The sequence below is a fragment of the Flavobacterium kayseriense genome (genome assembly GCF_014305095.1).
Taxonomy (GTDB): Bacteria; Bacteroidota; Bacteroidia; order Flavobacteriales; family Flavobacteriaceae; genus Flavobacterium; species Flavobacterium kayseriense.
This window is the reverse complement of sequence record NZ_JACRUI010000002.1, coordinates 501,383-527,079: the sequence shown is the minus strand read 5'-3', so window position 1 is coordinate 527,079 and position 25,697 is coordinate 501,383. Positions and strand designations below refer to the sequence as shown.

Here is a 25,697-nt window from a genome sequence, read left to right as displayed (position 1 = left end):
CAAATTTAATTTATAGTAAGTAGATAGTAATTAAAAATAAAACTAATAAAAATTAATTTAAAGCATTATGAACAAAGAACAATTTTTAATAAACTTCACAGAGCAATTTGATGAAACTGATTCAAGCTTAATAAAATTAGAATCAAAATTCAGAGATTTAGATGAGTGGAGTTCTATGATGGCACTTATAGTTATTGCCATGGTAGATCAGGAATATAATGTAAAACTTACCGGTGATGACATACGAACTTCAGAAACAGTAAGTGATTTATATGATAAAATAAGTGAAAAGTAATAATGGTAGGAATGGACTTTTCTAAGTTTGGAATAACATTCAAACCATTAAATCATGATAATTTAGAAATGGTACGGGTTTGGAGGAATTCCGATGATGTTCGTATTTTTATGCAGTTTCAGGAAATCATTACTGCAGAGCAGCAAGTAAATTGGTTCATCAACTTGGATAAAACAAAAAATTTCTACTTTGTTGCCTATAAGGATGGCAAGTCATTTGGCGTATTCAACATAAAAGATGTTGATTTTGAGAAAATGACTGGTGAGTCCGGTGTTTTTTTAAAAAATAAAGATTCATGGGAAGGTGATGCCGGGATGCGAGGAGCTCTAGTATTAATTAATTTTGCTTTCGAAAATCTAAAATTAGAAAAATTGATTTGTCATGTTCTGAAAACAAATTTGAAGGTGTTGACCTTCAATAAATATTTGGGGTTTAATATATCTAAAAGCGATTCAGAATCAATAAGTTATGAGCTAATTCTAAACCGGTTAGACTTTTACAACAACAAAAAAATAATTAAGCTTTTAAAATATTTAGCAATTAACTAAAATCTACGTAATGGGCAATTTTACAATTCAAAATGTAGTTTTAACTGGAATATCAGCTGCAGTTCCTTCCATGATCAGAAAAAATATTGATAACAATTTTTTCTCAAAAGAAGATTTGCAAAAATTCATTGACAATACGGGTGTTAAAGAGTTTAGGGTTGCCAACAAAGAAACTACTACTGCAGATTTAGGATTGGAAGCGGCAGAAAAGTTAATTGCAGAAATGCATATTGATAAAAATGAAATTGATGTTTTAATTTTTGTTTCGCAAACGCCGGATTATCTCAATATTCCCAATACTGCGCCCATATTACAACATAAATTAGGATTGCCCACATCTTGTTTAGCTTTCGACATTCCTTTAGGCTGTTCTGGATTTGTATATGGTTTAAGCGTTTTAGGAACTTTTATGCAAAATCCTAGCTTTAGAAAAGGATTGTTAATTTGTGGAGATACTTTGAGTAAAATTGTTAGTCAAGAAGACAAGAGTACCTCATTATTATTTGGGGATTGTGCAGCGGCAGCTATCTTAGAAAGGAAAAATACTAAAAATAGTATTTCATTCAATATGGGTTCGGACGGTTCTGGGCACAAAGCTATAATTATTAATGAAGGCGGTTCTAGAAATGCTATGAATAAAGAATCTCTTGAACTCGTTGCGTACGATAAAGAAATAAAAAGACGAGGTTGCGACTTATCACTAGATGGAATGGATGTCTTTAGTTTTGGAATTAATCAAGCACCAAAATCTGTAAAGGACTTAATGCAATTTGCAAGTTTTGCCACAGATGATATCGATTTTGCAATATTTCATCAAGCGAATAAAATGATGAATGAAATGATTAGAAAAAAATTAAAGTTAGTTCCTGAAAAAGTACCTTATTCATTAGAGAAATTTGGCAATACTAGTTCTGCATCAATTCCAATAACCCTAGTTACACAAGTGAAATCACAATTAGAATCTGGTAAAAAAAGACTTTTATTGTGTGGATTTGGAGTTGGTTTGTCTTGGGGAACTTGTTATTTAGAAACTGAAAATTTAACGGTATTAGATTTAATTGAAATATAAATTTTATGAGTTATAATCCATATACTTTATTAAATAAAACAATTTTAATTACTGGTGCTTCATCAGGAATAGGTAAAGCAACTGCAATTGCTTGTTCTAAAATGGGTGCCAAAATAATTATTACAGGAAGAAATGCGCAACGATTACAAGAAACATTCGATGAATTAGAGAACGGAGCGCATGCTATTATAGTTGCTGATTTATTAAGTAAATCTGACTTAGAACTACTCATTAATAGCATTGACAAATTAGACGGAATTGTCCATTCGGCTGGCATAGCTAGACATATGTTGTTTAATTTTTTAAAAGAAGAACAGTTTGATGAGATGATGGAAATAAATTTTAAAATACCAACTATTTTAACACAACAATTATTAAAACAAAAAAAAATAAACAATAAAAGTTCGATAGTTTTTCTTACTTCAATATCTGGTATCATATTCTCTTACATAGGTGGTTCTATTTATTCAGCTTCAAAAGGAGCTTTAAATGGTTTAATTAAAGGTCTTGCATTAGAATATGCGTCAAAAAACATCAGGTTCAATGGTGTTATGCCAGCAATGGTTGAAACTCATTTGATAGATGAATCTGACATCACAGATGAACAACTAAAAATGGATAGACAAAAATATCCATTAAAAAGATATGGAAGACCAGAAGAAGTAGCTTACGCAGTAATTTATTTATTATCTGATGCCTCAGCTTGGACCACAGGAACAAATATTCTTCTAGATGGAGGAAGAACAATATCTCTATAATATGAAAGCATTTATCAAAGCAATTTCTTACTATTTACCTACAAATGTGTTAAGTAATGAGGTAATTGAGAAAGATTTTCCAGAATGGAGTATTGAGAAAATTTCTGAAAAAATAGGTATAAAAAATAGATATATTGCTGCGGATGACGAAACTTCAGGTGATATGGCAGTTAAAGCTGCTACTAAACTTTTTGAAGAACATAACATTGATAAAGCAGATATAGATTTTATTATTTTATGTACTCAAAGTCCTGATTATTTTTTACCAACAACAGCATGTATAGTTCAAGATCGTTTAGGATTGTCAAATAGTGTTGGTGCATTCGATATGAATTTGGGATGTTCAGGATATGTTTATGGACTCGGATTGGCAAAAGGATTGGTCGTATCAGGACAAGCTAAAAACATATTGTTACTAACTTCTGAAACTTATTCAAAATTTATACATCCTAAAGATAAAAGTAATAAAACTATTTTTGGAGACGCAGCAGCAGCAACTTTAATTACGGCCAATGATGGATTTGCCGAAATTTTAAATTTTGAATATGGTACCGATGGAAAAGGTGCAGAAAACTTAATAGTTAAAAATGGAGGGCTTCGAAATTTTAAAAAGCAATCCACAGAAACTATCGATGAATATGACAACTATCATTCTGATGATAATTTATATATGAATGGATCTGAAATTTTTCTATTTACATTATCTGCAGTTCCTAAATTAATAACAAACACGTTATTAAAAAATCATATGGAGAAAGATAGTATTGATCTATTTATTTTACATCAAGCTAATAAGTTTATGTTAGATAATTTAAAAAAGAAAGCAAAGATTGAAGACGAAAAATTTTACATTCATCTTGAAGATTGCGGTAATACTGTATCATCAACAATTCCAATAGCATTATATCATGCGAAAAAAGAAAATAGGCTTAAAATAGAAAACAATATTTTGTTAGCAGGTTTTGGCGTTGGATATTCTTGGGGCGGCAGCGTGTTGAAAATTTTAAAATAATATCTTCTTAATATTCCGTTCAGCAAACCTTTCCTAATCGGAAGTGAACTTAAATACACAGCGGAAGCGGTCCATTTATCATTTTAGAAATAATAACTTAAATTAAAAATTTCAATATTTTGATGGGCTAAATTACTATTTTCTATTACTGCTATCTATCACTACAGTTTCAATATTTCTAGCTTCATTATCTTATTATGTGTTGGAAAAAAAATTCATATTACTAAAAAACCGTTTTTCAAAAGTTATCAGCGGTGAAAACGCCAAATAAAAAATTTATGATTCCATTCAACAAACCTTTTTTGATAGGGAGTGAACTAAAATATATAGAGGAAGCTGTGCTATCGGGTAAGATTTCGGGTAACGGTATTTTTACGCAGAAATGCCAAGCCTTTTTTGAAAATGAATATGGTTTTAAAAAAGCTTTGCTTACTACCTCATGTACTGATGCATTAGAAATGTGCGCAATTTTAGCCAATATTCAAGAAGGCGATGAAGTTATTGTACCAAGTTATACTTTTGTTTCTACAGCTATTGCATTTATTCGACAAGGTGCAAAAGTGATTTTTGCAGATTCATACGCAGACAATCCAAATATTGATGCAGATAAAATTGAAGCTTTAATCACATCTAAAACCAAAGCTATCGTTCCTGTTCACTACGCTGGCATAGCTTGTGATATGGATAAAATTATGCAGTTGGCAGCAAAGTATGATTTAATTGTAATCGAAGATGCTGCACAAGCAATAGACTCTTTCTACAATGGTAAGCCATTAGGGAGTATTGGTCATCTAGCTGCTTTTTCTTTTCATGAGACCAAGAATATTATTGCCGGAGAAGGTGGAATGTTAGCTATAAATGACTCTAACTATTGTGATAGAGCCGAAATAATTTGGGAAAAAGGTACCAACAGATCACGATTTTTTAGAGGTGAAGTCGATAAATACGGTTGGGTTGATACAGGTTCTTCCTTTTTACCATCAGAAATAATTGCAGCTTTTCTTTGGGCACAAATTGAAAATTTAAAAACCATTCAAGATAAGAGAAAAGAATTATGGCAATATTACTATGATAGTTTGGATTTAATTAAACATGATTTAAATATAAAACTTCCGGTCTTGCCGGACTATGCGACCAATAATGGCCATATGTTTTTTATATTGTTTTCAAGTATTGAGGAAAGGACGAAAGCAATTCAACGCTTAAAAGACAACGGTATTTTAGCGGTTTTTCATTACATTTCATTGCACTCAAGTCCATATTATATGGAAAAATACACTGGCGAGCCCTTGCCAAACACAGATAATTTCACTGATTGTTTGTTAAGATTACCGATGTATTATGAGTTGACTTACAAACAAATAGATACTATAGTTGCCCATTTAAAAAATAGTTGATAAACCCGTATTAATTAAAGTGTTTATTAAAATGAGATTGTTGTAAATATATGCTATCTATTATTTTATCTTCATACCAAAATGATCTTTTCGATCAATTTGAGAGCAATGTAAAAGCTACCATTGGTCTTGGTTTTCAATACGAAATTATTAGAATAGAGAATCCAGGCATCATGGGGATTTGTGAAGCTTACAATATAGGTGCTAGTAAAGCACAATATCCTTATTTATTGTTTGTTCATGAAGATGTACAATTTGAAACTCAAAATTGGGGAACTATTTTAATGGAGTATTTACAACGTCCTGAAATAGGAGTAGTTGGTTTAGCTGGTGCAACGAGAAAGTCAAAAATGCTATCCAGTTGGTATCAAATAGTAACTTCAAGTAAGGATGCTAATAGATATCATTACAAGCAAACCTATAAATTTGTAACTAGAGACACTAAATTGCAATTAAATAACCCTTTCCAAGAAAAAAGCTCATGTGTCTTAACTTTGGATGGTTTATTTTTAGCGATCGAGTCTTCAAAATTTAAGCAGTTTAGGTTTGATGAAGCATTACTAAAAAGGTTTCATGGGTACGATTTAGATTTTAGTTTAAGTGTGTCAACAAAATATCAAAATATTGTAGTTTATGATATATTAGTTCTGCATTCTTCTGAAGGAAAAACCGATGAAAGCTGGGTAAAGGAATTACTATTGGTACATAAAAAATGGATGGATTTACTTCCAAAGTATAATAATGAGCTAACTATTGAAGAGCAAACAGCATTAGAAAATAATCTTTTTTATGGAGCTATAGATGGCATTTTTAGTTATGATATAAGCAAATTGGCGAAGCTAACCCTTGTATGGCAGCTCTTAAACGCTTACAAAATGAAATCAAAACTTTTTGAACGTACTTTAGTAGTGGAACTTTTTTATAAAATATTCAAGGAATAGAAAATTGTTTTTTAAGTGTTTTAAAAATTATTTAGATTTTGATTTGACAAAATAAATAATAAGTTCTAGGCAACTAGGCTTACCTAAAATAATAAGAAGTAAGCACGAGGAGATGAAACCGCATGTTTTTTATTATCATTTCTTTAATTACAAAAAAAAGGTAATGTTGCTTAAAATCCGATGTGAAAATAATTATTTTTTGAAAACGTACGCACTAAAGTAAACTTGGTTCTACAAATATCGTTAGTATACATACTAGCACACTGAAAACAAAATGAATAATCAACTAGCAATAATAATCCCCTTTTTTAAGCTCACTTTCTTCGAAGATACTTTAGTTTCTTTAGCTAATCAAACGTCTAAAGAGTTTACGGTTTACATAGGCGATGATTCTAGCCCGGAAGATTGTTCTTTACTAATTGCTAAATACAAAGATAGGTTCAACTTGAAGTACCATCGTTTTGCTACTAATTTGGGAGGTACTGCTCTGACTCAGCAATGGGATCGATGTATTAGTTTGATGGCTATGGAGGAATGGTTCATGATCTTGGGTGATGATGATTATTTAGGTGATACTGTTGTTGAGGAATTTTATAATGCTATTGCAGTTGACACTAACGATACTTCTGTAATTCGTAATGCCAGCCTTTTAATAAATCAAGAGGGTGATCCTATCTCTCCTGTATACAAACATCCGCAATACGAGGAGGCAATTGCTTCTTATTGCAGAAAATTGAATAATGAAACGAGAAGTTCGTTGTCTGAACATATTTTCAGAACAAGTGCTTACAAAAAATATGGTTTTAAAGATTACAAATTAGCTTGGAGCAGTGATGATCGAGCCATTATCGATTTCTCTAGTGGAAAACCGATATTTTCGACGGATGCTATCGTATATGTAAGAATGTCAGATCTTAATATATCTGGTGGGAAAGACAATATTCAAGAAAAAATAAGCGGACGCCTTGCAGGAACTCATGATTTACTTAAGGATTACAGCTATAAAATGAATATAGAGCAAATCAAGCTTTTCATTGCACTTTATGAAAACTTGATTTATAGATCAGCTTCATTACAATTAAAACATAGTAACTATTTATTGCAGTTATCGATTAAGTATTTTGGAATTCATTATGTTGTTAAACAGTTGCAGTCTTTAGTTCACAAATTAGTTTCAAAACCAGAATAAAGCTACTGTTGTCTTTTATGAAAAATTACCTCTACTTAATTTATTGGATATACAGGACATTACCGTTGCGATGGAACTTTCCTAAGTATAAAGTCATGACTTTTGAGGAAACAGTGAATGATTTAGTAAACAATAAAAAAAGTATCGCCCGTTTTGGTGATGGAGAATTTATTTTGTTGTTAAAAGAAAGAGATCTTGGTTTTCAAAAACTAGATATACAATTAGCAGATAAATTAGCAGTAGTTTTAAATAATCGCAATCCTAAATTACTGGTAGCTGTGCCTCACAGTATTGTTACAACTAAAAATCATAAGCGATTTGCCAAAGTACATTGGTTGATGTTCATAAACACCTACGGTGATAGGCTTTCAAAGTTTCTGAGTGTAGATTATCACTATGGCAACGCTAATATGACTAGGCCTTACGCAGGTGCCGTAGACCAATCGCAAGCGCAACTGCTTTTTGATAAATTGAGAGCGATTTGGAATAAACAAGATATTTTAATCGTTGAGGGTGATTTATCACGATTAGGAGTAGGGAATGATTTATTTGACAACGCTAATAGTTTAAAAAGAATTATTTGTCCAGGAAAAAATACTTTTGATAGATACGATCAAATTAAAAACGCAACATTAAAATTAGGAGAGAATAATTTAATTCTGTGCGCCTTAGGACCAACAGCTACTGTACTTTGTTCAGATCTTTGTGATTTAGGCTATTGGGCGATTGACATTGGTCATATTGATATAGAATACATGTGGATGTTGATGGACTCCAAAGGAAGAACCTCAGTAAAAGGCAGGTACGTGCACGAATCACATAACACCGAAGGATACGAACTCGATCCTGAGTTTGTGGCTCCTTACAAAGAATCAATACTATTAGATTTATCGCTCTAATTAATGCTTTTATACTAAATTATGATTAACGTAACTAAAACATTTTTGCCCCCAATAGATGAGTACACAGCTCAAATACAGCGTGTATACGACAACGAGTGGCTAACAAATAGAGGCGAGTTAGTAAGGGAATTAGAAGATAAGTTAACAACGTATCTCGAACTCGAAAACAGTAAGATCTTAATAACTAATAACGGTACGATTCCACTGCAAATAGCACTAAAATTGTTAGGAAAAGGAGGCGAGATTATAACCACTCCGTTTAGTTATGTGGCTACTACTGCTGCTATTGTATGGGAAAATTGTACGCCTGTATTTGTAGATATTCATCCCGATTATCTTACAATTGATGAAAGTAAAATTGAAGCGGCTATCACTAGTAAAACAACCTGTATTTTAGCAACTCATGTTTTTGGCAATCCTTGTAATATTGAAGCCATTGAAAAAATTGCTCAAAAGCATCAATTAAAAGTAATTTATGATGCTGCTCATTGTTTTGGGATGCAATACAAGGGCAAGTCTATTTTTGAATATGGTGATATAAGTACCTGTAGTTTTCATGCTACTAAGTTGTTTCATACTGGAGAAGGTGGAGCTGTTTTTTGTAAGGATAATGATTTATTTCATCAAATTTATTACAGCCACAATTTTGGACATAACGGGCCGGTTGATTTTTTTGGTTTAGGTATTAATGGTAAAATATCAGAGCTACAAGCAGCAATGGGATTGGCGGTTTTTCCTTATATGGCAGAAATCATTAAAGGACGGAAAAAAGCAGCTGATTTTTATGATGATCATCTTGATTTTACTACCCTTTCAAAATTAAAATTACGCAGCAGTACAGTATGGAATTACAGCTATTATCCTGTTGTATTTGCAACAGAGGAAGCTTTAGTACAAGCACAGAAAGTACTAAATGAAGCGAAAATTTTCCCTAGGCGTTATTTTTATCCTTCTTTAAACACTGTTAATTATGTAGCCGCAATTGAAATGCCCGTTTCAGAAACTATTGCAACTAGGGTTTTGTGTTTACCCTTATATGTAGGCTTAGAAGAAGTGGAAACACAACTGATTTGTAAAATTATAAATAAAATATTATGTTAGTAGTTGGAGCAAAGGGATTTGCTAAAGAGGTTTTAGAAATCTTGCATCAAAACCAGGATTTGGATGATCTAGTTTTTTACGACGATGTTAATAAAGATATTTCTTCTCATTTATATAATGTGTTTCCTATTTTAACAAATAAGTTCCAAGCAGAACGTTACTTTAAAACTGTCGATAATAGATTTACAATTGGAATTGGAGATCCAATACTTAGAACTAAATTATATAAAGATTTTGTGGCAATTGGAGGGGTTTTTACTTCAACAATTAGTAAAAGTTTAATTATCGGTAGTTACGGGACAAGACTTGGTGATGGAGTTAATATTATGCAAAATGTTGTAATTACTAACGATGTTCTTATTGGTACAGGAGTTATTTTAAATCAGCTTACTTCTATCGGTCATGACGTAATAATAGGTGATTTTTCTGAAATTAGTCCTAATGTTTCCATATCTGGAAATTGTACTTTAGGATTTAATGTTATTCTAGGAACGGGTGCAATTGTTTTACCTAAAATTCTTATTGGGAACAATGTGATTGTTGGTGCTGGTGCAGTAGTTCACAAAGATCTTCCAGACAACTGTGTAGCTGTAGGTGTTCCTGCTAAAATCATTAAGTATACAATTTAGAAAGATGGGGTATCCAAAGTCGTTCAATAAATATAATAATTAATTGTATCGTTGTTAATTCTTTAAATTTTAGTAATATTTAATTCAATTTAAATGGAATACTATGAGGATTTCTCATTAAAACCTAAATAAAAATAATTGTTATACTAATTTTTGTAAATAGTTTATCGAAATAAACCAAAATAATAAAAAGCTTGATGTGTTTTTGTTAGATAAGAAAAGTAAGAAAATATTAATTTCAAACTTTGAAGAAAGTACTACGTATCGGAAAGTACAAAAAGATAAATAAAAGCTGAAATAAGTAGACATAATTAAAATTAATGTTTTTAGAATCTTAAATTCTAATAGTACCAAAAATAAATATAGATTAAATAAAAGTACACCAAAATTGACTTCAGTTAAAATTTAGAGGGTAATTTGCATTGTATTTACAATATTACTTTACGTATTCCATAAATGGAGAAAAAAAAATTAATTAGTGTTTGTATGATTACATATAATCACGAGCATTTTGTTGGAGAAGCTATATTTGGTGTATTAAATCAAGAATGCAGCTATGATATTGAGTTAGTCATAACAGATGATTGTTCTACAGATAACACTGAAGCTGTGATCAATTCTTTTAAATCGCATCCAAAAGGAAACACAATTAAATACATCAGGCAATATGAAAATATAGGTATTTTAAATAATTTAATAGGAAATCTAGAAAATTGTCAAGGCGATTATCTTGCTTTTTGTGAGGGAGATGATTATTGGACAGATCCATTAAAGTTAGAAAAGCAAATAGGTATTATGGAAGCTAATCAGGACGTTGTATTAACTTTTACCTCTCGAATTATTCAGGACGCTAATTTTGTTGAAACTAGCAGCATTTGTCAGAACAGATTTTGGACTAAAAATGATATCTATGCTTATGGCTCTGTTTTTCCAACACAAACCAAGGTCGGTAGGAATTATCAAAAGGAACTGATTACGTTCATTAGTTTATTTCCGGATAGTTTTGGTTTTGATAAAATAATTGGCTACTTCTATTGCCTAAAAGGTCAGGTGCAATCTATAGAGGATATAACAGCGGTATACAGACACAATGGTCTTGGTGTGTGGTCTCAATTCTCAAACGAGGAAAAAGTAGTATTGCACATCGATCAATCCCTACAATTTTTAACGACTATCTCTAGGGAGAAAATTGATCAAAGTGTTAGTCTAGAGGAACTAAAAGAGTTATTGTTTGTAAGAATCATAAATAACAACTTAGGCGATGCTAAATTCTTGAAACTGTTGTTCAAGAAGTATAATTTATCGAACAAGCTAAAGCTAATACTGATTCGACAAAAAGGAAAGCTAGCTATTAAAACAGCAATTAAAACATTATATAAATAGTTCTCAATGATTCCATTTAATAAGGTGTTTAGCACCGGGAAAGAATTACAATATATCGATCAAGCAATTGCTTCTGGTAAGATAGCAGGAAACGGAAAATTTTCGAAATTGTGTCAGTCTTTTTTTGAAAATAAATACGGTTTTAAAAAGACCTTATTAACCACTTCCTGCACTGATGCGCTCGAAATGTGTGCCATGTTAATCAATATAGAGCCAGGTGACGAAGTGATTGTACCTAGTTATACCTTTGTGTCTACGGCAATCGCTTTTGTAAGGCAAGGAGCTACCATCGTTTTTGCAGATTCCTGTGCTGATAACCCCAATATAGATGCTGATAAAATAGAAGCTCTTATCACCTCCAAAACCAAAGCCATTGTTCCGGTTCATTATGCTGGTGTTGCCTGCGACATGGATAAAATTATGGAAATAGCTCAGAAACACAATTTATATGTGATTGAAGATGCCGCACAAGCAATAGATAGTTTTTATATAGATAAGGCAGGTATTAGAAAACCTTTGGGATCCATAGGTCATTTAGCTGCATTTTCTTTTCATGAGACTAAAAATATTGTCGCAGGTGAAGGCGGATTACTCGCAATAAACGAGGAGAAATTCATCAAACGATCTGAAATTATTTGGGAAAAAGGGACGAATAGAGCAAGCTTTTTTAGAGGAGAAGTCAATAAGTACGGTTGGGTTGACACGGGGTCCTCGTTTTTACCATCCGATTTAATTGCCGCTTTTTTATGGGCGCAATTAGAGCAGTTAGATCAAATTCAAACCAAGAGAATTGCCCTGTGGAATACCTATTACGACTGCTTAAGTATGCTCGATTTAAAGGGGACACAATTACCTGTCATCCCATCCTACGCTACAAACAACGGTCATATGTTTTATGTGGTTACTAAAGATCTAGAAAGTAGAGATCTACTCATTCAAAAACTAAAGCAAAATGGGTTTTACGCTGTTTTCCATTATTTGTCGTTGCACAACAGCGACTATTTTATAGATAAACGCGACGACAGAGTACTTGAAAATAGTGATCGTTACACCGACTGTTTGCTAAGATTACCTCTTTTTTATGATTTAGAAGTAGCAGATGTGCAACGACTAGTAGCCACCTGCTTTTAAGAAAAAAACAAATCATGGAGAGGCCACAAATTAGTGTAATTGTACCAGTTTATAATGTCGAGAAATACATCGAAGACTGTGTAAACTCTCTGCTTAATCAAACTTTTAAGCAATGCGAGTTTATATTTGTTAATGATGGATCTACAGATAAATCAGCAGTACTAATTGCATCTTTTGCAGAAAAAGATAGTAGGATAATTCTCTTAAATCAACAAAATAAAGGAGTTAGTGTTGCCAGGAATCAAGGCCTAGCAATCGCTAGAGGAAAATACATCGGCTTTGTTGATGCTGATGATTGGGTCGAACATGATCTGTATCAAAAGTTATTTGATAACATGGAGACGCATCAGGTTGATTTAGTTCTGTACAATATGTTCAGCTATGTTGATGGTAAACAATATGATACTGCTTATGACTTTCCGGCAGCTACAGTTTTAGGTCTCGATTTTATCCAAAATGAATTATGGAGACATTTAATAGAAAAAGATGATTTGTACTCCTCTTGCAACAAGTTGTTTAAAGCTTCGATTATCAATGAAAACAAAATAATTTTTCCTCCAGGCAATGCGCTATCAGAAGATAATGTATTCAACCTGAAGTATTTCAATAAAATCAAGCAATTTTTATATTTAGATTACACAGGGTACCATTACAGGGAAGTTGCCGGTAGCGCTATGAGAAGTGTGTTGAAGAAAGATTACTTTGACAATATTATAAAATTATATCAGGTTGATTTTAAAGTGTTTCTAGATCTAAAATTATCAGAGGTAGAAATCAAAGAAATTCAATCCGAAAAATTAATTAACAATACGCTATCACTAATCCACTTCTATTTGATACCCACAACTGAGCTTTCGCTTAGAAAACGACTGTTGATTGTAAAAAAAATGGTATCAAATGAACAGGTAACTATGGTACTAGATAAACAGTATCAAAAATTGTATGCTAAAAAAGGGCGTTTTGATAAATTTATTTTAAAAGCAGTCAAAAACCAAAATATACTTCAAATTTATATAGCTACTTCATATAGTAGGCATAGAAATAAATAAAATTATGAAAATACTAATGTTCTTCCATGGAGGAAGTAAAAATAGGGGTTGTGAGGCCATAGTTCGTTCTAGTGTTGCTTTAATAAAAAAGCAAGACCCTAGTGTAACAGTTGATTTAATTTCATTAGACGCTGAATCAGATAAAATAATTCCACTAATTGATACCCTATATTCCGAAAAAAGAAGAACTATCAGGAAATTCACTTTTAATTGGTTCCTAAGTTTTATCTCTTTAAGAGTTTTTAAAGATGAAAATTTTGCCTATCGCATCATCCATAAAGATATCATTGATAAAATACCCAATTATGATTTGTTTTTATCTATAGGAGGCGATAACTATTGTTATGGTGAGCAACCAGGATTTTATGAGATCAATCGTTGTATAAAAAAAGCAGGTAAGAAATTAGTACTTTGGGGTGCTTCAATAGGTACCGAAGATTTATCAATACCAAAAATTAAAGATCTAAAGAATTTTGATTTGGTCTTAGCGAGGGAAAGCGTGACAGAGTCAATTTTAAAAAATAGTGGCATCCAAAATGTAAAGCTTTGCGCCGATGGAGCATTTACAATGAATAAAGAAGAACTACCGTTACCTGAAGGATGGCAGGAGGGTAATACAATTGGTTTCAATTACAGTCCTCTAGTATGGAAAAAGAACGAAGCTTCTCATGAAGCTGCCCTGAATTTAGTGCAGCATATTTTGAATACTACTTCAATGACTATTGCGTTTACCCCGCATGTAATAGATGAAGGGAATGACGATTATTCTTGCTTATTGGAGTTTTACAACAAATTTAAAGATACGGGAAGAGTATTAATTTTGCCTAATACTTGTAATGCCATCCAGTACAAAGGATATATTGCTAGAATGCGCTATTTTATTGGTGCAAGAACTCATGCAACGATAGCCGCTTACTCTAGTTGCGTACCTACGATGGTTTTGGGGTACAGTGTCAAATCAAAAGGTATTGCTACCGATATTTTTGGAACCGAAAAATTAGTTTTAAGTCTTGAGGAGATTGCTAATAGTGAAAAATTGATTGCGAAGTTTAACGAAATGGTTGCCGAAGAGACCCAATTAAAGACGCTATTGGAAAAGAGAATTCCAGCAGTACAAGAAATGTCATTTTTGTCTGCTAAATATCTTTTTGAGGTAAAGTAATGAAGAAAAAAATAGTCTTTGTCATACCGAGCTTGGATGCAGGTGGAGGAGAAAAGAGTTTGGTGAATCTTTTAAATTGTTTAGACTTTACGCTATACGATGTAGATTTGATTTTGTTTAAAAAACAAGGTATTTTCCTAAATTCAGTTCCAAAAGAAGTTACCATAATCTCTATTCAAGACGATTATATTCATTTCACAAAAAATGTTTTTCGATCTATTCTTGCTTTTACAATCCGGCTAAAAATCGTTTTGGCCCTGCATAGGATTTTATTTTTTTTAAAAAGTAGACGAATTAAGAATAGTGCACAAGCAGAACAATATACGTGGAACAACCTGAGTAAGTCGATAGCTCCCTTTCCAAACAAATACGATCAAGCCATTGCTTTTTTAGAAAAATCGTCTATTTATTTGACGGTCGACAAGTTAAATGCTACTAGCAAGATAGGTTGGATTCATACCAATTATGCGAGTTCAGGAATGAATTCTGATTTTGACACTAACTACTTTAGCCAACTTAATGCGTTGGTTACAGTTTCTCCCGAGTGCCATGCTAATTTGCTGTCTGTTTTCCCACAGTTTTCTGGTAAAATAAAAACGATTTATAATATTGTTTCACCATCAATTATTGAATCTTTATCATTAAAAACAGCTACTACCGACAAAAGGTTTAGCAGTTTTGAAAATACGATAGTAACAGTTGCGCGTTTAAGCTATGAAAAAGGATGTGATCTAGCCATTGATGCCAGTAGAATCATGAAGGGAAATAATATCAATTTTAAATGGTTTATCATTGGTGAAGGCAGCGAACGTTTAATTTTAGAGAAGCAGATTCAAAAATATCAATTAGAAGAAAATGTTTTCCTGATAGGACTAAAAGAAAATCCGTATCCCTATATGAAACAATGTACAGTGTATGTGCAACCTTCTCGGTATGAAGGTAAATCCATTGCAATAGAGGAAGCTAAAATTTTACAAAAACCTATAGTAGTGACTGATTTTTCTACGGCAAAAGATCAAATAATAGCTGGTAAAACGGGTGTTATTGCTGATATGACAGCTGACGGTCTTGCCTTTGCAATTTCAGATGTATTAAAAAACAGCAGTCTTCAAGTACTACTTTCTTCTAATTTAGCTAAAGAGGATTTAGGGACTGAAAATGAAATTAATAAATTATACAACATATTGAACTGCTAAAAGACATGTTTGCTTTTAAAAAAAATATCATTTAATGCATAAAATCTCAGTTATTATTCCAGTTTATAATGTTGAGTCTTACATTTCAAAATGTTTAGATACAGTCATTAATCAAGTTTATTGTAATTTAGAAATTATTATAGTTAATGATGGATCTACAGATAATAGCTCAAAAGTTATATCTGGATTTGCCGAAAAGGATAGTAGAATAAAAGTATTGAACCAAGAAAATAAAGGTGTCTCTGCAGCTAGAAATTTGGGGTTGAATAATGCTACAGGCGACTTGATTGGATTTGTTGATCCAGACGATTGGATCGACCTAAAAATGTATAAGGTTCTGACCGATTTAATGTTACAATATGAGGCGGATGTTAGTAGCTGTCACTTGAGAGGTTGTGTTTCCAGAGACTACGTAGAGGTGCCTCGTGATGATATAAAAATAGAAGTTTTTAATCACATTGAAACACTTGAAAAATTTCTCAACTCTGAATATGCTTTTAATGGATTAAATTCTGTAGTCTATAATAGAATTTACAAAAAAGAAATTTTTAGAAATTTAAGATTTAATGAAAATTTAATAAAAGGTGAGGATACTGAATTAACGCATAAATTATTTTTTGACAGTAAAAAATTAGTGTATACAGATGAGAGACTTTACTTTTATTTTAGAAGAGATGATGGACTTTCTCATTCAGAAATATCTGCAATAGAAAAGCTTAATGTCGATTTTATTATGCTTGAAATGTTTGTAAACAAAATTCAGAAAACAAAAGGTATCCTGTTATACGAAAATATTTTTAAACAATCTATTAGTAATTTATTAAGTTACAATATAGAATTATATTACAATCATACTGACTTAGAATGCAAAAGACATCTCAAAACGAAGTATAGTGAAAACTATTTGAATCTAATGTGGTTGGCTTTAAAATACTTGACACTTGGTAGGAATTTAAGATTTTTTTTATTTTTACTTTCACCGAAAGTTTATAAAAAGTTAATTTAAGGAGTAAATGAATAATTTAAGTCAGAAGAATCTATTGAGAGAGTTTTACGTACAAATCATCGTTCAATCGGAGCTCTGGAGAGCGATTATCTAATAATTATCAGATTGATGAGTTTTACACTATTTTAAATGAATAACGACAAGAAAAATATTTTGTTCATTTCACATGAACTGCAGTGCGGTGGTGCCGAAAAAGCACTTGTGTCCTTACTTCAAGTGATTGATTACGATCAGTACAATGTCTATTTACAACTTTTTTGGAATCGAGGATTATTTTTAAATCAGCTCCATGAAAAAGTGGTGCTATTACCTGCTCCTATAGAATTTCAGTATTTTGACATGCCCATCAAAAGCGCTATTGTACAATGTTTGAAATCGGGTAGAATTGATGTTATTTATAATCGAATTATGTCCAGCGTTAGACTGAAATTTGAAGATAATGTATACCGTAAGGAGCAACGCAATTGGAAATATATGAGTAGATGTATTCCTAAATTGGCCAAGAAATTTGATTATGCTGTGGGCTGTATTGAAAAAGGACCTAATTATTATTGCGTTGAAAAAGTAGATGCGGTCAAGAAATTAGGTTGGATCCATAATGATTACGACAAAATGCAAATGTCAACTAAAATTGATTTGCCTTTTTTCGAGAAAATCGATTATATATTTACCGATGCAGAAGAATGTAAATTGGTTTTAGAAAAAAATTTCCAAATGTTTGAGGGGAAATTTCAAGTGTTAAAGAACATTGTTTCTCCAAAACTGATTAACAAATTAGCTCAAGAAGCAATAGAACCTCCTTTTGCTGGCTTCAAATTGATTTCAGTAGGTCGTTTTAGTGCTCAAAAAGGCTACGATATGGCCATAGATGCTATGAGGATAGTGAAGGATAAAGGATTTGATTTTAATTGGATTATACTAGGTGATGGTGAATTAAGAGAAGAAATCAAAGGACAGATTGTAGCTAATAATTTAAGTGAGAATATCCAATTATTAGGAATTAAAGAAAATCATTATCCGTATGTGAAACAGGCTGATTTATTTATGCAAACTTCTCGTTTTGAAGGGAAGTCAATCTCCATTGATGAGGCTAAAATTTTGAATAAACCGATTCTAGTAACCAATTTTAGCACGGTAAAAGATCAAATAACGGATAACGAAACAGGAATTATTGCCGATATGAACGCAAACTCCATAGCAGATAAAGTAATTGAACTGATTACTAATAAAAATTTAAGAGATAGGTTGTCACATAATTTATCTTTAGAGAACAATGGAACTGAAGACGAAATAGAAAAGTTTTATCAATTTTTAAATTAATAAGGTGACTTTTACAGTTTTTACTCCTGCGTTTAATAGAAAAAGTTTTTTAACTCCAATTTATCAAAGTTTGTTAAGTCAAAAAAACCGCGATTTTGAGTGGTTAATAGTTGATGATGGCAGTGAAGACGATACAGCAACGACTGTTCAAGAATTGATTAATCGAAAAGAAATCGATATTCAGTATTATAATAAAGAGAATGGTGGAAAACATACTGCCATTAATCTAGGAGTTCAAAAAGCTAAGGGTAATTTGTTTGTTATTGTAGATTCTGATGATGTCTTAGTTAATAATGCACTAGAGTTACTACACGAGCAATGGGTTGCAATTAAAGACGACCAAGCAATAGGAGGGATTGTTGGTTTATCAAGCTATAAAACTGGTGAAATTGTTGGTAGTGAATTTCCAGATAAAATTTGGGATGTCTATTTTCCTGACATCTATTATAAGCATCATTTAACAGGAGACAAATCGGTAGCCTTTAAAACTACTGTTATGAAACAATTTCCTTTCCCCGAAAAACAAGGTGTCAATTTTGTCTTTGAAGCTGTAGTTTGGCATGAAATGGCAAAAAAACACAAAGTAAGATGCATTAATTCGGTGACCCAAATCGTAGAATACCAACAAGCTGGTCTTTCAGATAGTTCATATAAAACGTGGTATATCAAAGGATTGGCTTTTTCATATTTCCAGTTAATTACGAATAATACACATCCGTTTTTAAAATATCCAAAAGTGTATGTCTGGGATTACATCTATTTAGTTTTGTATGACTTACTACTAGAAGGTAAATATTTTAGTCAACTAAATAATTTTCCTGAAAAACTACTCTATCTATTGGTATATCCCAGAGCATACTTCTCGTATCGAAACATGAAAAAACTAATAAAAAATTAATTGATTTAAACTGATTAAGTAGATATGATTAAAAGAATATTAAAATCGGTCAAATTTCGTTTGGGGATGATTTCCTCGGGTGAATTAAACGTGGAAGCCTGTTTAAAGATGGGGATGAAATTGGGTAAGAACAACCATGGTGTTGCTGCCTGTATGCTTGATTATGCGCATTGCTGGTTGATAGAAATTGGTGATAATGTCACCTTTGCACCCGAGGTATATTTACTAGCGCATGATGCAAGTACTCAAAAATTAGTAGATTACACAAAAATTGCCAAAGTTATCATCGAAGACAATGTATTTATTGGCGCTAGAGCATTAATCATGCCTGGGGTAAGAGTGGGTAAAAATGCGATTGTCGCTGCAGGAAGTATAGTCACTAAATCGGTGCCAGAAAACACGGTAGTGGGTGGGAATCCCGCAAGATTCATTACTACAGTTGCCGATTACAAAAACAAACATGAAGCCATCATGAAAACGGCTCCAATTTATGATAAGTCATGGTTAATGCAGGAAGGTATTACAGAAGAAATGAGAGAGAAAATGAGTAATGATTTAGAAAACACCCTTGGCTACATCGTATAAAACGACTTTTTACTATATTCTCTACTAATAGATTAACGGTTTATAAAACGGTAGACCGCAATACTTCTAAATAATGATATTTTTTTTCATCCTACTTTTTATCTTGCTGGCAGTCATAGCTATTGATTTTGTGCCACAGTGCTACACTTGGCAAAGCCGAATTCATATTGGAAGATATGATACACTTGACAAATGGAATCTTAAAATTGTGGATAAGGCACTTGAGTGGTTACAAAAAACACCAACTATTACGCTTACTGATAATAAAAGATTAATTATTATCGATATGCTAAAGGGTGATTATAAAAGAGCAGCGATACAGCACTGGCAGGAAGCGGCACTACTTTTAGGATTAGATCAAGCCTATAGAAAAACACAAGATCCTACAGTTAAAAAAAATATAGACCAATATATTGCGCGCAAAATAGGTTCCAATGGTCATTGGAAAGAAATTCCACTGGAAGCAGATGGTGTGATACTGGCGTATGCAATTATCAACAGTGAAGCTGTAGATCATGATGCAATTAAGCCGAGCTATGACGCAATCTATAATCTAATTTTAGCTTTAAAGGGAGCAGATGGTACTGTGGCGTATAAAAAATACAGCACGAATTATCGGTATGTTGATACTATTGGTTTTATTTGCCCATTTTTAGTGAGTTATGGAGTTAAATTCCAGATCGAAGAAGCAATTTCTTTAGGATTAAAACAAATATCCGAATTTAATAAGCACGGGATGTTACAAGACAAATTTGTTCCTTGTCATGCTTATTTAGTAGACTCTAAGATCCCAGTTGGTTTATTTGGCTGGGGCAGGGGATTAGGATGGTATGCCATTGGTTTAATAGATTCTTGGACCGCATTATCCGATTCACATCCCGATAAAGAAATGCTAACAGCATCTGTGATTTCTTTTGCCAAGATGGCTATTTCATTTCAAAATGAAAATGGAAGTTGGAACTGGATCGTATCCGTAAAAGAATCAAGATCGGATTCTTCTACAACAGCAACATTAGCGTGGTTTTTAACTAACGCAGCTACATTAAAAGCGATAACGGAAGAAAGTTTAAATGCTAAAACAAAAGCATTATCGTACTTAATGATGGTAACAAGAAGAGATGGTGCAATTGATTTTTCACAAGGGGACACAAAAGGAATTGGAGTACACTCACAGGAATTTGGCATCCTACCTTTTGCTCAAGGATTTGCTCTAAGAACCACCAATTATTAATACTAATTTTAACAATGATTTATTTTCTATTTCTTTACAATGCAGTTCGTGTTTTTATTTTGAAAGTAAGGTATCGCACTTTTAAAGCCTCTATTTTACAACGAATAAGCCCTTCTGTAGAAATAAAAATTTTGGGGAATGGAAGTATGGTCTTGGGAAAGAGTACCTGTATATCAAGAAATTCTAGTCTTGTTGTTACCAATTCGGGTAGTTTGTCAATCGGGGATAAGGTGTTTATGAATCAAAATTGTATGATAAGCGCTAAATCTAAAATAAGTATTGGTGCTAATTGTAATTTTGGACCTAATGTATGTGTGTTTGACAACGATCACCAATACAATGCAGCAAATGGAGTAAGTGCTTCGGATTATTCGATTGGGGAAATACATATAGGCTCAGGTACATGGGTAGCTAGCAATGTCGTGATTTTAAGAAATACAACTATCGGCAAAAATTGTGTTATAGGTGCGGGTTGCGTAATTAAAGGTGCTATTCCGGACAATACTTTAGTGTTTATGGAAAGAAATCTTATCTATAAGAAAATTTTATAAATGAGAATCTTATACATTACTAACCAGATATCGGGTGCAGGTGGCTTAGAAAGAGTTTTGTCTATCAAAGCTACCTATTTAGCAGATAAGATGGGGTACGATGTACATATCGTTACGTTAAATCATGCTACTGATACTTTGTTTTTTGAATTTAGTAAAAATATTAAGTTTCATAACATTACTGTGCAAGGGGCTTTCTTTACTTATATAAAACAGTACTCAGTAGGATTAAGAGCTATTGTCAAATTAGTAAATCCTGATCTAATTTGTGTTTGTGATGATGGATTAAAAGCTTTTTTTCTACCATTAATTTTAAATAAGCCATGTCCAATGGTTTATGAACGCCATGTGTCGAAACAAATTGAGATTAAAACAGAAACACAACAGTTTTTCGAGCAAATAAAATCAAAATTGACTTTCGGACTGATGGAGGTTTTAGCAAAATCTTACAATCATTTTGTTGTATTAACTCACGGAAATACGTTAGAATGGCAATTGAATAATCTAGCAATCATTCCTAATCCATTATCGTTTTATCCTGAAGAAGTTTCTAGCTTAGAAAATAAGACTGTCATTGCTGTCGGGAAACAAGGCTTTCAAAAAGGCTATGACCGCTTGCTACAATCTTGGCAGCTAGTCAATCAGAAAAATCCAGATTGGAAACTTGCTATTTACGGTACTATTGATGATAGTCAAGGATTACTTGACTTAGCAAAAAATCTAAACGTACAAAATACGGTGGTTTTCTATCCTCCTGCGAGAGACATACAAAAGTATTATTTAGAGTCCTCTATTTTTGTGTTGTCTTCACGTTACGAAGGTTTTGGCATGGTATTAATCGAGGCGATGGCCTGCGGTGTTCCTTGTGTTTCCTTTGATTGTCCGCATGGTCCAAAAGACATTATTAGCCAAGGACATGATGGGTTTTTAGTCCAAAATGGAGATATATTGGCCTTTGCCAATAGTATCAATCAACTAATTGAAGACAGCAGTTTACGTAAAATAATGGGCGGTAATGCAAGAGAAAACGTGAAACGCTTTTTGCCGGAAAGGGTCTTAAGCCAGTGGAACGACTTGTTTAAAAATAGTGCCTTATGAGAATTCTATATTGTACCAATCAGCTGTATATCCATGGTGGTATAGAACGGATTTTATCTCAAAAAATAAACCATTTACTTGATGAGGGGCATGAGATTTTCTTGACGACTTTCGAACAATGCGATAGGCCTGATGTATATCCGTTAGATCATAAATTGTCCCGTTTTGATTTGCAAATTAAGTATCAAACTGGATATAGTTATTTTCATCCTAAGAATTTAAGTAAGGTCATAAAGCATTTTTTTAGACTACGCCAATTAATAAAAAAAATAAAACCAGATCTGATTATTTCAATAAGTTATACGCCAGATCAATTTTTTTTGCCATTCCTCTCCAGATCAATTCCGAAAGTAAAAGAATTGCATTCCTCAGGAGTGGTAGTGGGGATTTCAGGAAAGGAGGGGAGACAATCTATAAAAGGAAAGTTGACTTCTGTTTTTAAAAAATACAATGCGTTGGTCGTGTTAAACAAAGATGAAATTCCGTACTTTTCAGGATGTAATACGTTTGTAATACCTAATTTTACTGATTTCGAGCCTAGCTCAGATTCACTAGAATTAAAAGAAAAAACGGTTATAGCAGCGGGACGAATTGCGCCTGTTAAACAATTTCACGAATTGATTTATATTTGGAAAATGATTCATCTTGATTTTCCAGATTGGAAATTCAAATTGTTCGGAGATGGAGATGAAAAGTTGACAGCTGAACTTGAAAATTTAATTCACAGTTTAGATTTAAGCGATAGTTTCCTTCTGTTACCCTCAATTAATAATTTGGAACAAGAAATGGAAAAGGCTTCCATATATGCTATGACTTCTCAGACCGAATGCTTTCCGATGGTTCTATTAGAAGCAAAAGCATCGGCTATTCCGATCGTGAGTTACGATTGTCCTTATGGGCCTAGAAATATTATTAAAAATGATTTAGATGGCTATTTAATAGCTCCAAATGATCGTGTTTCATTTGTTTATAAGCTCACGGAACTTATGAGAAACTCGACTCTAAGAACTACCATGGCACTAAATGCAAAAAAAAACGTCAGTGATTTTTCTAAAGAGAAAGTGATGATGCAATGGAATAATCTATTTACTCAAATAAAATAAAAATTGAATACCTTAGTTCCTATACAATTTTATACGTCAGCCTATTTTAATTTACTGCTGTGCATAGTGTTATTTACTTATTTTAGAGCATCTTCACTATCAATTGATGCCACAAGAAATAAGGGTAGTATTCAAACAATAGAAAGATTTTTACTTATTATTACGGCTGTATATATTGGTTTGAGACCAATAAGCTGGCGTTTTGGAGATATGATTGTTTACAATCAATCTTTTGAGAAATATCAGTACGGGCTTCCAATGGTTCAATCTAGTGATTACATCTTTGAACTTTTTATGTTCTCAGCCTCTCAAGTAATGTCGGCTTCCATGTTTTTTTTAGTCTGTGCGTTATTGTATGTAGTGCCTTTATGGGCAGCTTGTAAAAAGTGGTTTAAGGAATACAGTTATTATGCTTTTGTGGCGTTGGTTGGTTCTTTTTCGTTTTGGGCTTATGGTACAAATGGTATTCGAAACGGTATAGCTACTTCATTATTTTTATTTGCGTTGAGTCGCGATAAAATAGTTTTTAAAGTTCTATTTATTTTCTTGGCATTGGGTTTTCATAAGTCACTTGTTATACCCACCTCGGCCTTAGTTTTAACTTATTTTTATTCAGATGTAAAAAAGTATTTTTACGGCTGGTTAGCTTGTATTCCTTTGTCATTAGTCTCAGGAGGATTTTGGGAAGGACTTTTTGCGGGATTGATGGCCGATGAACGTGTGAGCTATTTAACAGGTACCAATGAGCAAGGAGAGTTTTCTAGTACTGGTTTTCGTTGGGATTTTTTATTATACAGTGCTTTCGCCGTTTACATCGCCTATTTTTTTATTTTCAAGAAAAAATTTCAAAACACTATCTACAATCGTTTGGTTTGCGTCTACTTAGCTTCTAATGGGTTCTGGATTTTAGTTATTCGAGCTAACTTTTCCAACCGCTTTGCCTACCTCTCTTGGTTTATGATGGGGATAATAATTGTGTATCCTTTCTTAACTAAAATTCAGATCAAAAAACAACATCAAGTTTTAGCTTCTGTATTACTGGCTTATTTTTCTTTTACCTACTTAATGAATGTTATCTTAACTCAATAATTAATGAACCATTTAATTAGTGTGATAGTTCCGGTGTATAATGTTGCCTCTTACTTAAAGCAATGTTTAGACAGTATTATCAATCAAACTTATGATCAACTAGAGATCATTTTAATTAATGACGGCTCTACAGATAATAGTCTTGAAATTTGCAAAGAGTATCAACAATTGGATAGTAGAATAAAATTAATAAATCAAGAAAATAAAGGGCTGTCTGGCGCAAGAAATACTGGAATAGATTACGCAAAAGGACAATATATTCTTTTTGTAGATAGTGATGATTGGATTGATTTGGATACCTGCAAGTTTTTAATAGAGAATGTAAAAAGTACGCATGCAGATGTCGTTTTGTTCTCTTATCGTAAAGAATTTTCAAATTATACTGAAGAAAAATTTATTTTAAAAAATAATTTATTTTTTAACGAAAGTGAATCAAGAAAAATACATAGAAGAATACTTGGTTTGTTCCAATATGAATTAGCTCGTCCTGAAAATGCAGATTCAATAGTTACTGCTTGGGGAAAATTGTACAAAGCAACAATCATAAAGGATAATAAGATATATTTTACCGATTGTAAGCAAATTGGGACCGAGGACCTATTATTTAATGCTTTTGTTTTTAAATACGTGAAATCAATTTCGAACATACATCAATGTCTTTATCACTATAGAAAAAATAATTTAAGTTCCTTGACCTCTGTTTACAAGTCTAGATTAGTTGTTCAGTGGGACAGATTGTACTCAATTCTAGAGGAATTTTTAAAAAATGAACGATTGGATGAAAGCTATCAGGAAGCTTTACAAAACAGAATTTCATTAAGTATAATAGGATTGGGATTAAATGAGTTGTATTCTGCTAACTCGTTTTTTAAAAAATATAGTAATATAAAACATATACTTAATTCTAAAAGATATCGTGATGCTATAAAAAACCTTAAATTGGTTTATTTTCCGCTTCATTGGAAACTATTTTTCTTTTTCGCTAAGTATGACATGCCCCTACCCTTGTTTTTAATGTTGATGGCAATCAAAAAAATGATTAAAAAATAATTCT

The 25,697-nt window shown here is 32.4% G+C and carries 26 protein-coding genes; all 26 read left to right on the top strand.

What is annotated here, in order from left to right; genetic code table 11:
• Positions 1–67: 67 nt before the first annotated feature.
• Positions 68–295 carry a phosphopantetheine-binding protein gene (locus H8R22_RS08720; RefSeq protein WP_187010067.1) on the top strand — a complete coding sequence of 76 codons (228 nt, stop codon included), beginning with the start codon at positions 68–70 and terminating at the stop codon, positions 293–295.
• An 11-nt stretch (positions 296–306) separates the two neighbouring features.
• On the top strand, positions 307–843 hold the full coding sequence (locus H8R22_RS08715) for a GNAT family N-acetyltransferase (RefSeq protein ID WP_187010066.1): 537 nt from the start codon (positions 307–309) through the stop codon (positions 841–843).
• Positions 844–853: 10 nt separating this feature from the next.
• Complete coding sequence (locus H8R22_RS08710) at positions 854–1,912, top strand: 3-oxoacyl-ACP synthase III family protein (protein ID WP_187010065.1); 1,059 nt, start codon at positions 854–856, stop codon at positions 1,910–1,912.
• A 5-nt stretch (positions 1,913–1,917) separates the two neighbouring features.
• Complete coding sequence (locus H8R22_RS08705) at positions 1,918–2,670, top strand: SDR family NAD(P)-dependent oxidoreductase (protein ID WP_187010064.1); 753 nt, start codon at positions 1,918–1,920, stop codon at positions 2,668–2,670.
• Between the two features lies 1 nt (position 2,671).
• A complete protein-coding gene (locus tag H8R22_RS08700) occupies positions 2,672–3,682 on the top strand; it encodes a ketoacyl-ACP synthase III (RefSeq protein WP_187010063.1) in 1,011 nt (336 codons plus the stop codon).
• A gap of 278 nt (positions 3,683–3,960) precedes the next feature.
• Complete coding sequence (rffA, locus tag H8R22_RS08695) at positions 3,961–5,079, top strand: dTDP-4-amino-4,6-dideoxygalactose transaminase (protein ID WP_187010062.1); 1,119 nt, start codon at positions 3,961–3,963, stop codon at positions 5,077–5,079.
• Between the two features lie 50 nt (positions 5,080–5,129).
• Positions 5,130–6,020, top strand: coding sequence for a glycosyltransferase (locus H8R22_RS08690; protein ID WP_187010061.1), 891 nt, complete (start codon positions 5,130–5,132; stop codon positions 6,018–6,020).
• 274 nt (positions 6,021–6,294) lie between these two features.
• Positions 6,295–7,209 (top strand): glycosyltransferase, encoded by a 915-nt coding sequence (locus H8R22_RS08685; RefSeq protein ID WP_187010060.1) that lies wholly within the window; start codon positions 6,295–6,297, stop codon positions 7,207–7,209.
• 17 nt (positions 7,210–7,226) lie between these two features.
• On the top strand, positions 7,227–8,108 hold the full coding sequence (locus H8R22_RS08680; RefSeq protein ID WP_187010059.1) for a GT-D fold domain-containing glycosyltransferase: 882 nt from the start codon (positions 7,227–7,229) through the stop codon (positions 8,106–8,108).
• 21 nt (positions 8,109–8,129) lie between these two features.
• Positions 8,130–9,212, top strand: a complete 1,083-nt coding sequence (locus H8R22_RS08675) for a DegT/DnrJ/EryC1/StrS family aminotransferase (RefSeq protein ID WP_187010058.1) — start codon at positions 8,130–8,132, stop codon at positions 9,210–9,212.
• Positions 9,206–9,841 (top strand): acetyltransferase, encoded by a 636-nt coding sequence (locus H8R22_RS08670; RefSeq protein ID WP_187010057.1) that lies wholly within the window; start codon positions 9,206–9,208, stop codon positions 9,839–9,841. The genes H8R22_RS08675 and H8R22_RS08670 overlap by 7 nt, the downstream gene beginning before the upstream one ends.
• Positions 9,842–10,327: 486 nt before the next feature.
• Positions 10,328–11,224 (top strand): glycosyltransferase family 2 protein, encoded by an 897-nt coding sequence (locus H8R22_RS08665; protein WP_187010056.1) that lies wholly within the window; start codon positions 10,328–10,330, stop codon positions 11,222–11,224.
• A gap of 6 nt (positions 11,225–11,230) precedes the next feature.
• Positions 11,231–12,355, top strand: coding sequence for a dTDP-4-amino-4,6-dideoxygalactose transaminase (rffA, locus tag H8R22_RS08660; protein WP_187010055.1), 1,125 nt, complete (start codon positions 11,231–11,233; stop codon positions 12,353–12,355).
• Between the two features lie 14 nt (positions 12,356–12,369).
• A complete protein-coding gene (locus H8R22_RS08655; RefSeq protein WP_187010054.1) occupies positions 12,370–13,404 on the top strand; it encodes a glycosyltransferase family 2 protein in 1,035 nt (344 codons plus the stop codon).
• 4 nt (positions 13,405–13,408) lie between these two features.
• A complete protein-coding gene (locus H8R22_RS08650; protein WP_187010053.1) occupies positions 13,409–14,566 on the top strand; it encodes a polysaccharide pyruvyl transferase family protein in 1,158 nt (385 codons plus the stop codon).
• On the top strand, positions 14,566–15,762 hold the full coding sequence (locus tag H8R22_RS08645; RefSeq protein ID WP_187010052.1) for a glycosyltransferase: 1,197 nt from the start codon (positions 14,566–14,568) through the stop codon (positions 15,760–15,762). The genes H8R22_RS08650 and H8R22_RS08645 overlap by 1 nt, the downstream gene beginning before the upstream one ends.
• A 34-nt stretch (positions 15,763–15,796) precedes the next feature.
• Positions 15,797–16,768 (top strand): glycosyltransferase, encoded by a 972-nt coding sequence (locus H8R22_RS08640; RefSeq protein WP_187010051.1) that lies wholly within the window; start codon positions 15,797–15,799, stop codon positions 16,766–16,768.
• Between the two features lie 129 nt (positions 16,769–16,897).
• Positions 16,898–18,088, top strand: coding sequence for a glycosyltransferase (locus H8R22_RS08635; RefSeq protein WP_187010050.1), 1,191 nt, complete (start codon positions 16,898–16,900; stop codon positions 18,086–18,088).
• 4 nt (positions 18,089–18,092) lie between these two features.
• Entirely contained in the window at positions 18,093–18,986 is an 894-nt protein-coding gene (locus H8R22_RS08630) for a glycosyltransferase family 2 protein (RefSeq protein WP_187010049.1), read from the top strand.
• A gap of 24 nt (positions 18,987–19,010) precedes the next feature.
• Entirely contained in the window at positions 19,011–19,571 is a 561-nt protein-coding gene (locus H8R22_RS08625; RefSeq protein ID WP_187010048.1) for an acyltransferase, read from the top strand.
• Positions 19,572–19,644: 73 nt separating this feature from the next.
• The gene (locus tag H8R22_RS08620) at positions 19,645–20,802 is read left to right on the top strand and encodes a glycoside hydrolase family 88 protein (protein WP_187010047.1); all 1,158 of its coding nucleotides are present in this window, start codon (positions 19,645–19,647) and stop codon (positions 20,800–20,802) included.
• A 14-nt stretch (positions 20,803–20,816) separates the two neighbouring features.
• On the top strand, positions 20,817–21,353 hold the full coding sequence (locus H8R22_RS08615) for an acyltransferase (RefSeq protein WP_187010046.1): 537 nt from the start codon (positions 20,817–20,819) through the stop codon (positions 21,351–21,353).
• On the top strand, positions 21,354–22,451 hold the full coding sequence (locus tag H8R22_RS08610) for a glycosyltransferase family 4 protein (protein WP_187010045.1): 1,098 nt from the start codon (positions 21,354–21,356) through the stop codon (positions 22,449–22,451).
• Entirely contained in the window at positions 22,448–23,554 is a 1,107-nt protein-coding gene (locus tag H8R22_RS08605) for a glycosyltransferase family 4 protein (protein WP_187010044.1), read from the top strand. The genes H8R22_RS08610 and H8R22_RS08605 overlap by 4 nt, the downstream gene beginning before the upstream one ends.
• A 3-nt stretch (positions 23,555–23,557) precedes the next feature.
• Positions 23,558–24,643 carry an EpsG family protein gene (locus tag H8R22_RS08600; protein WP_187010043.1) on the top strand — a complete coding sequence of 362 codons (1,086 nt, stop codon included), beginning with the start codon at positions 23,558–23,560 and terminating at the stop codon, positions 24,641–24,643.
• A gap of 3 nt (positions 24,644–24,646) precedes the next feature.
• A complete protein-coding gene (locus H8R22_RS08595) occupies positions 24,647–25,693 on the top strand; it encodes a glycosyltransferase family 2 protein (RefSeq protein WP_187010042.1) in 1,047 nt (348 codons plus the stop codon).
• Positions 25,694–25,697 lie beyond the last annotated feature (4 nt).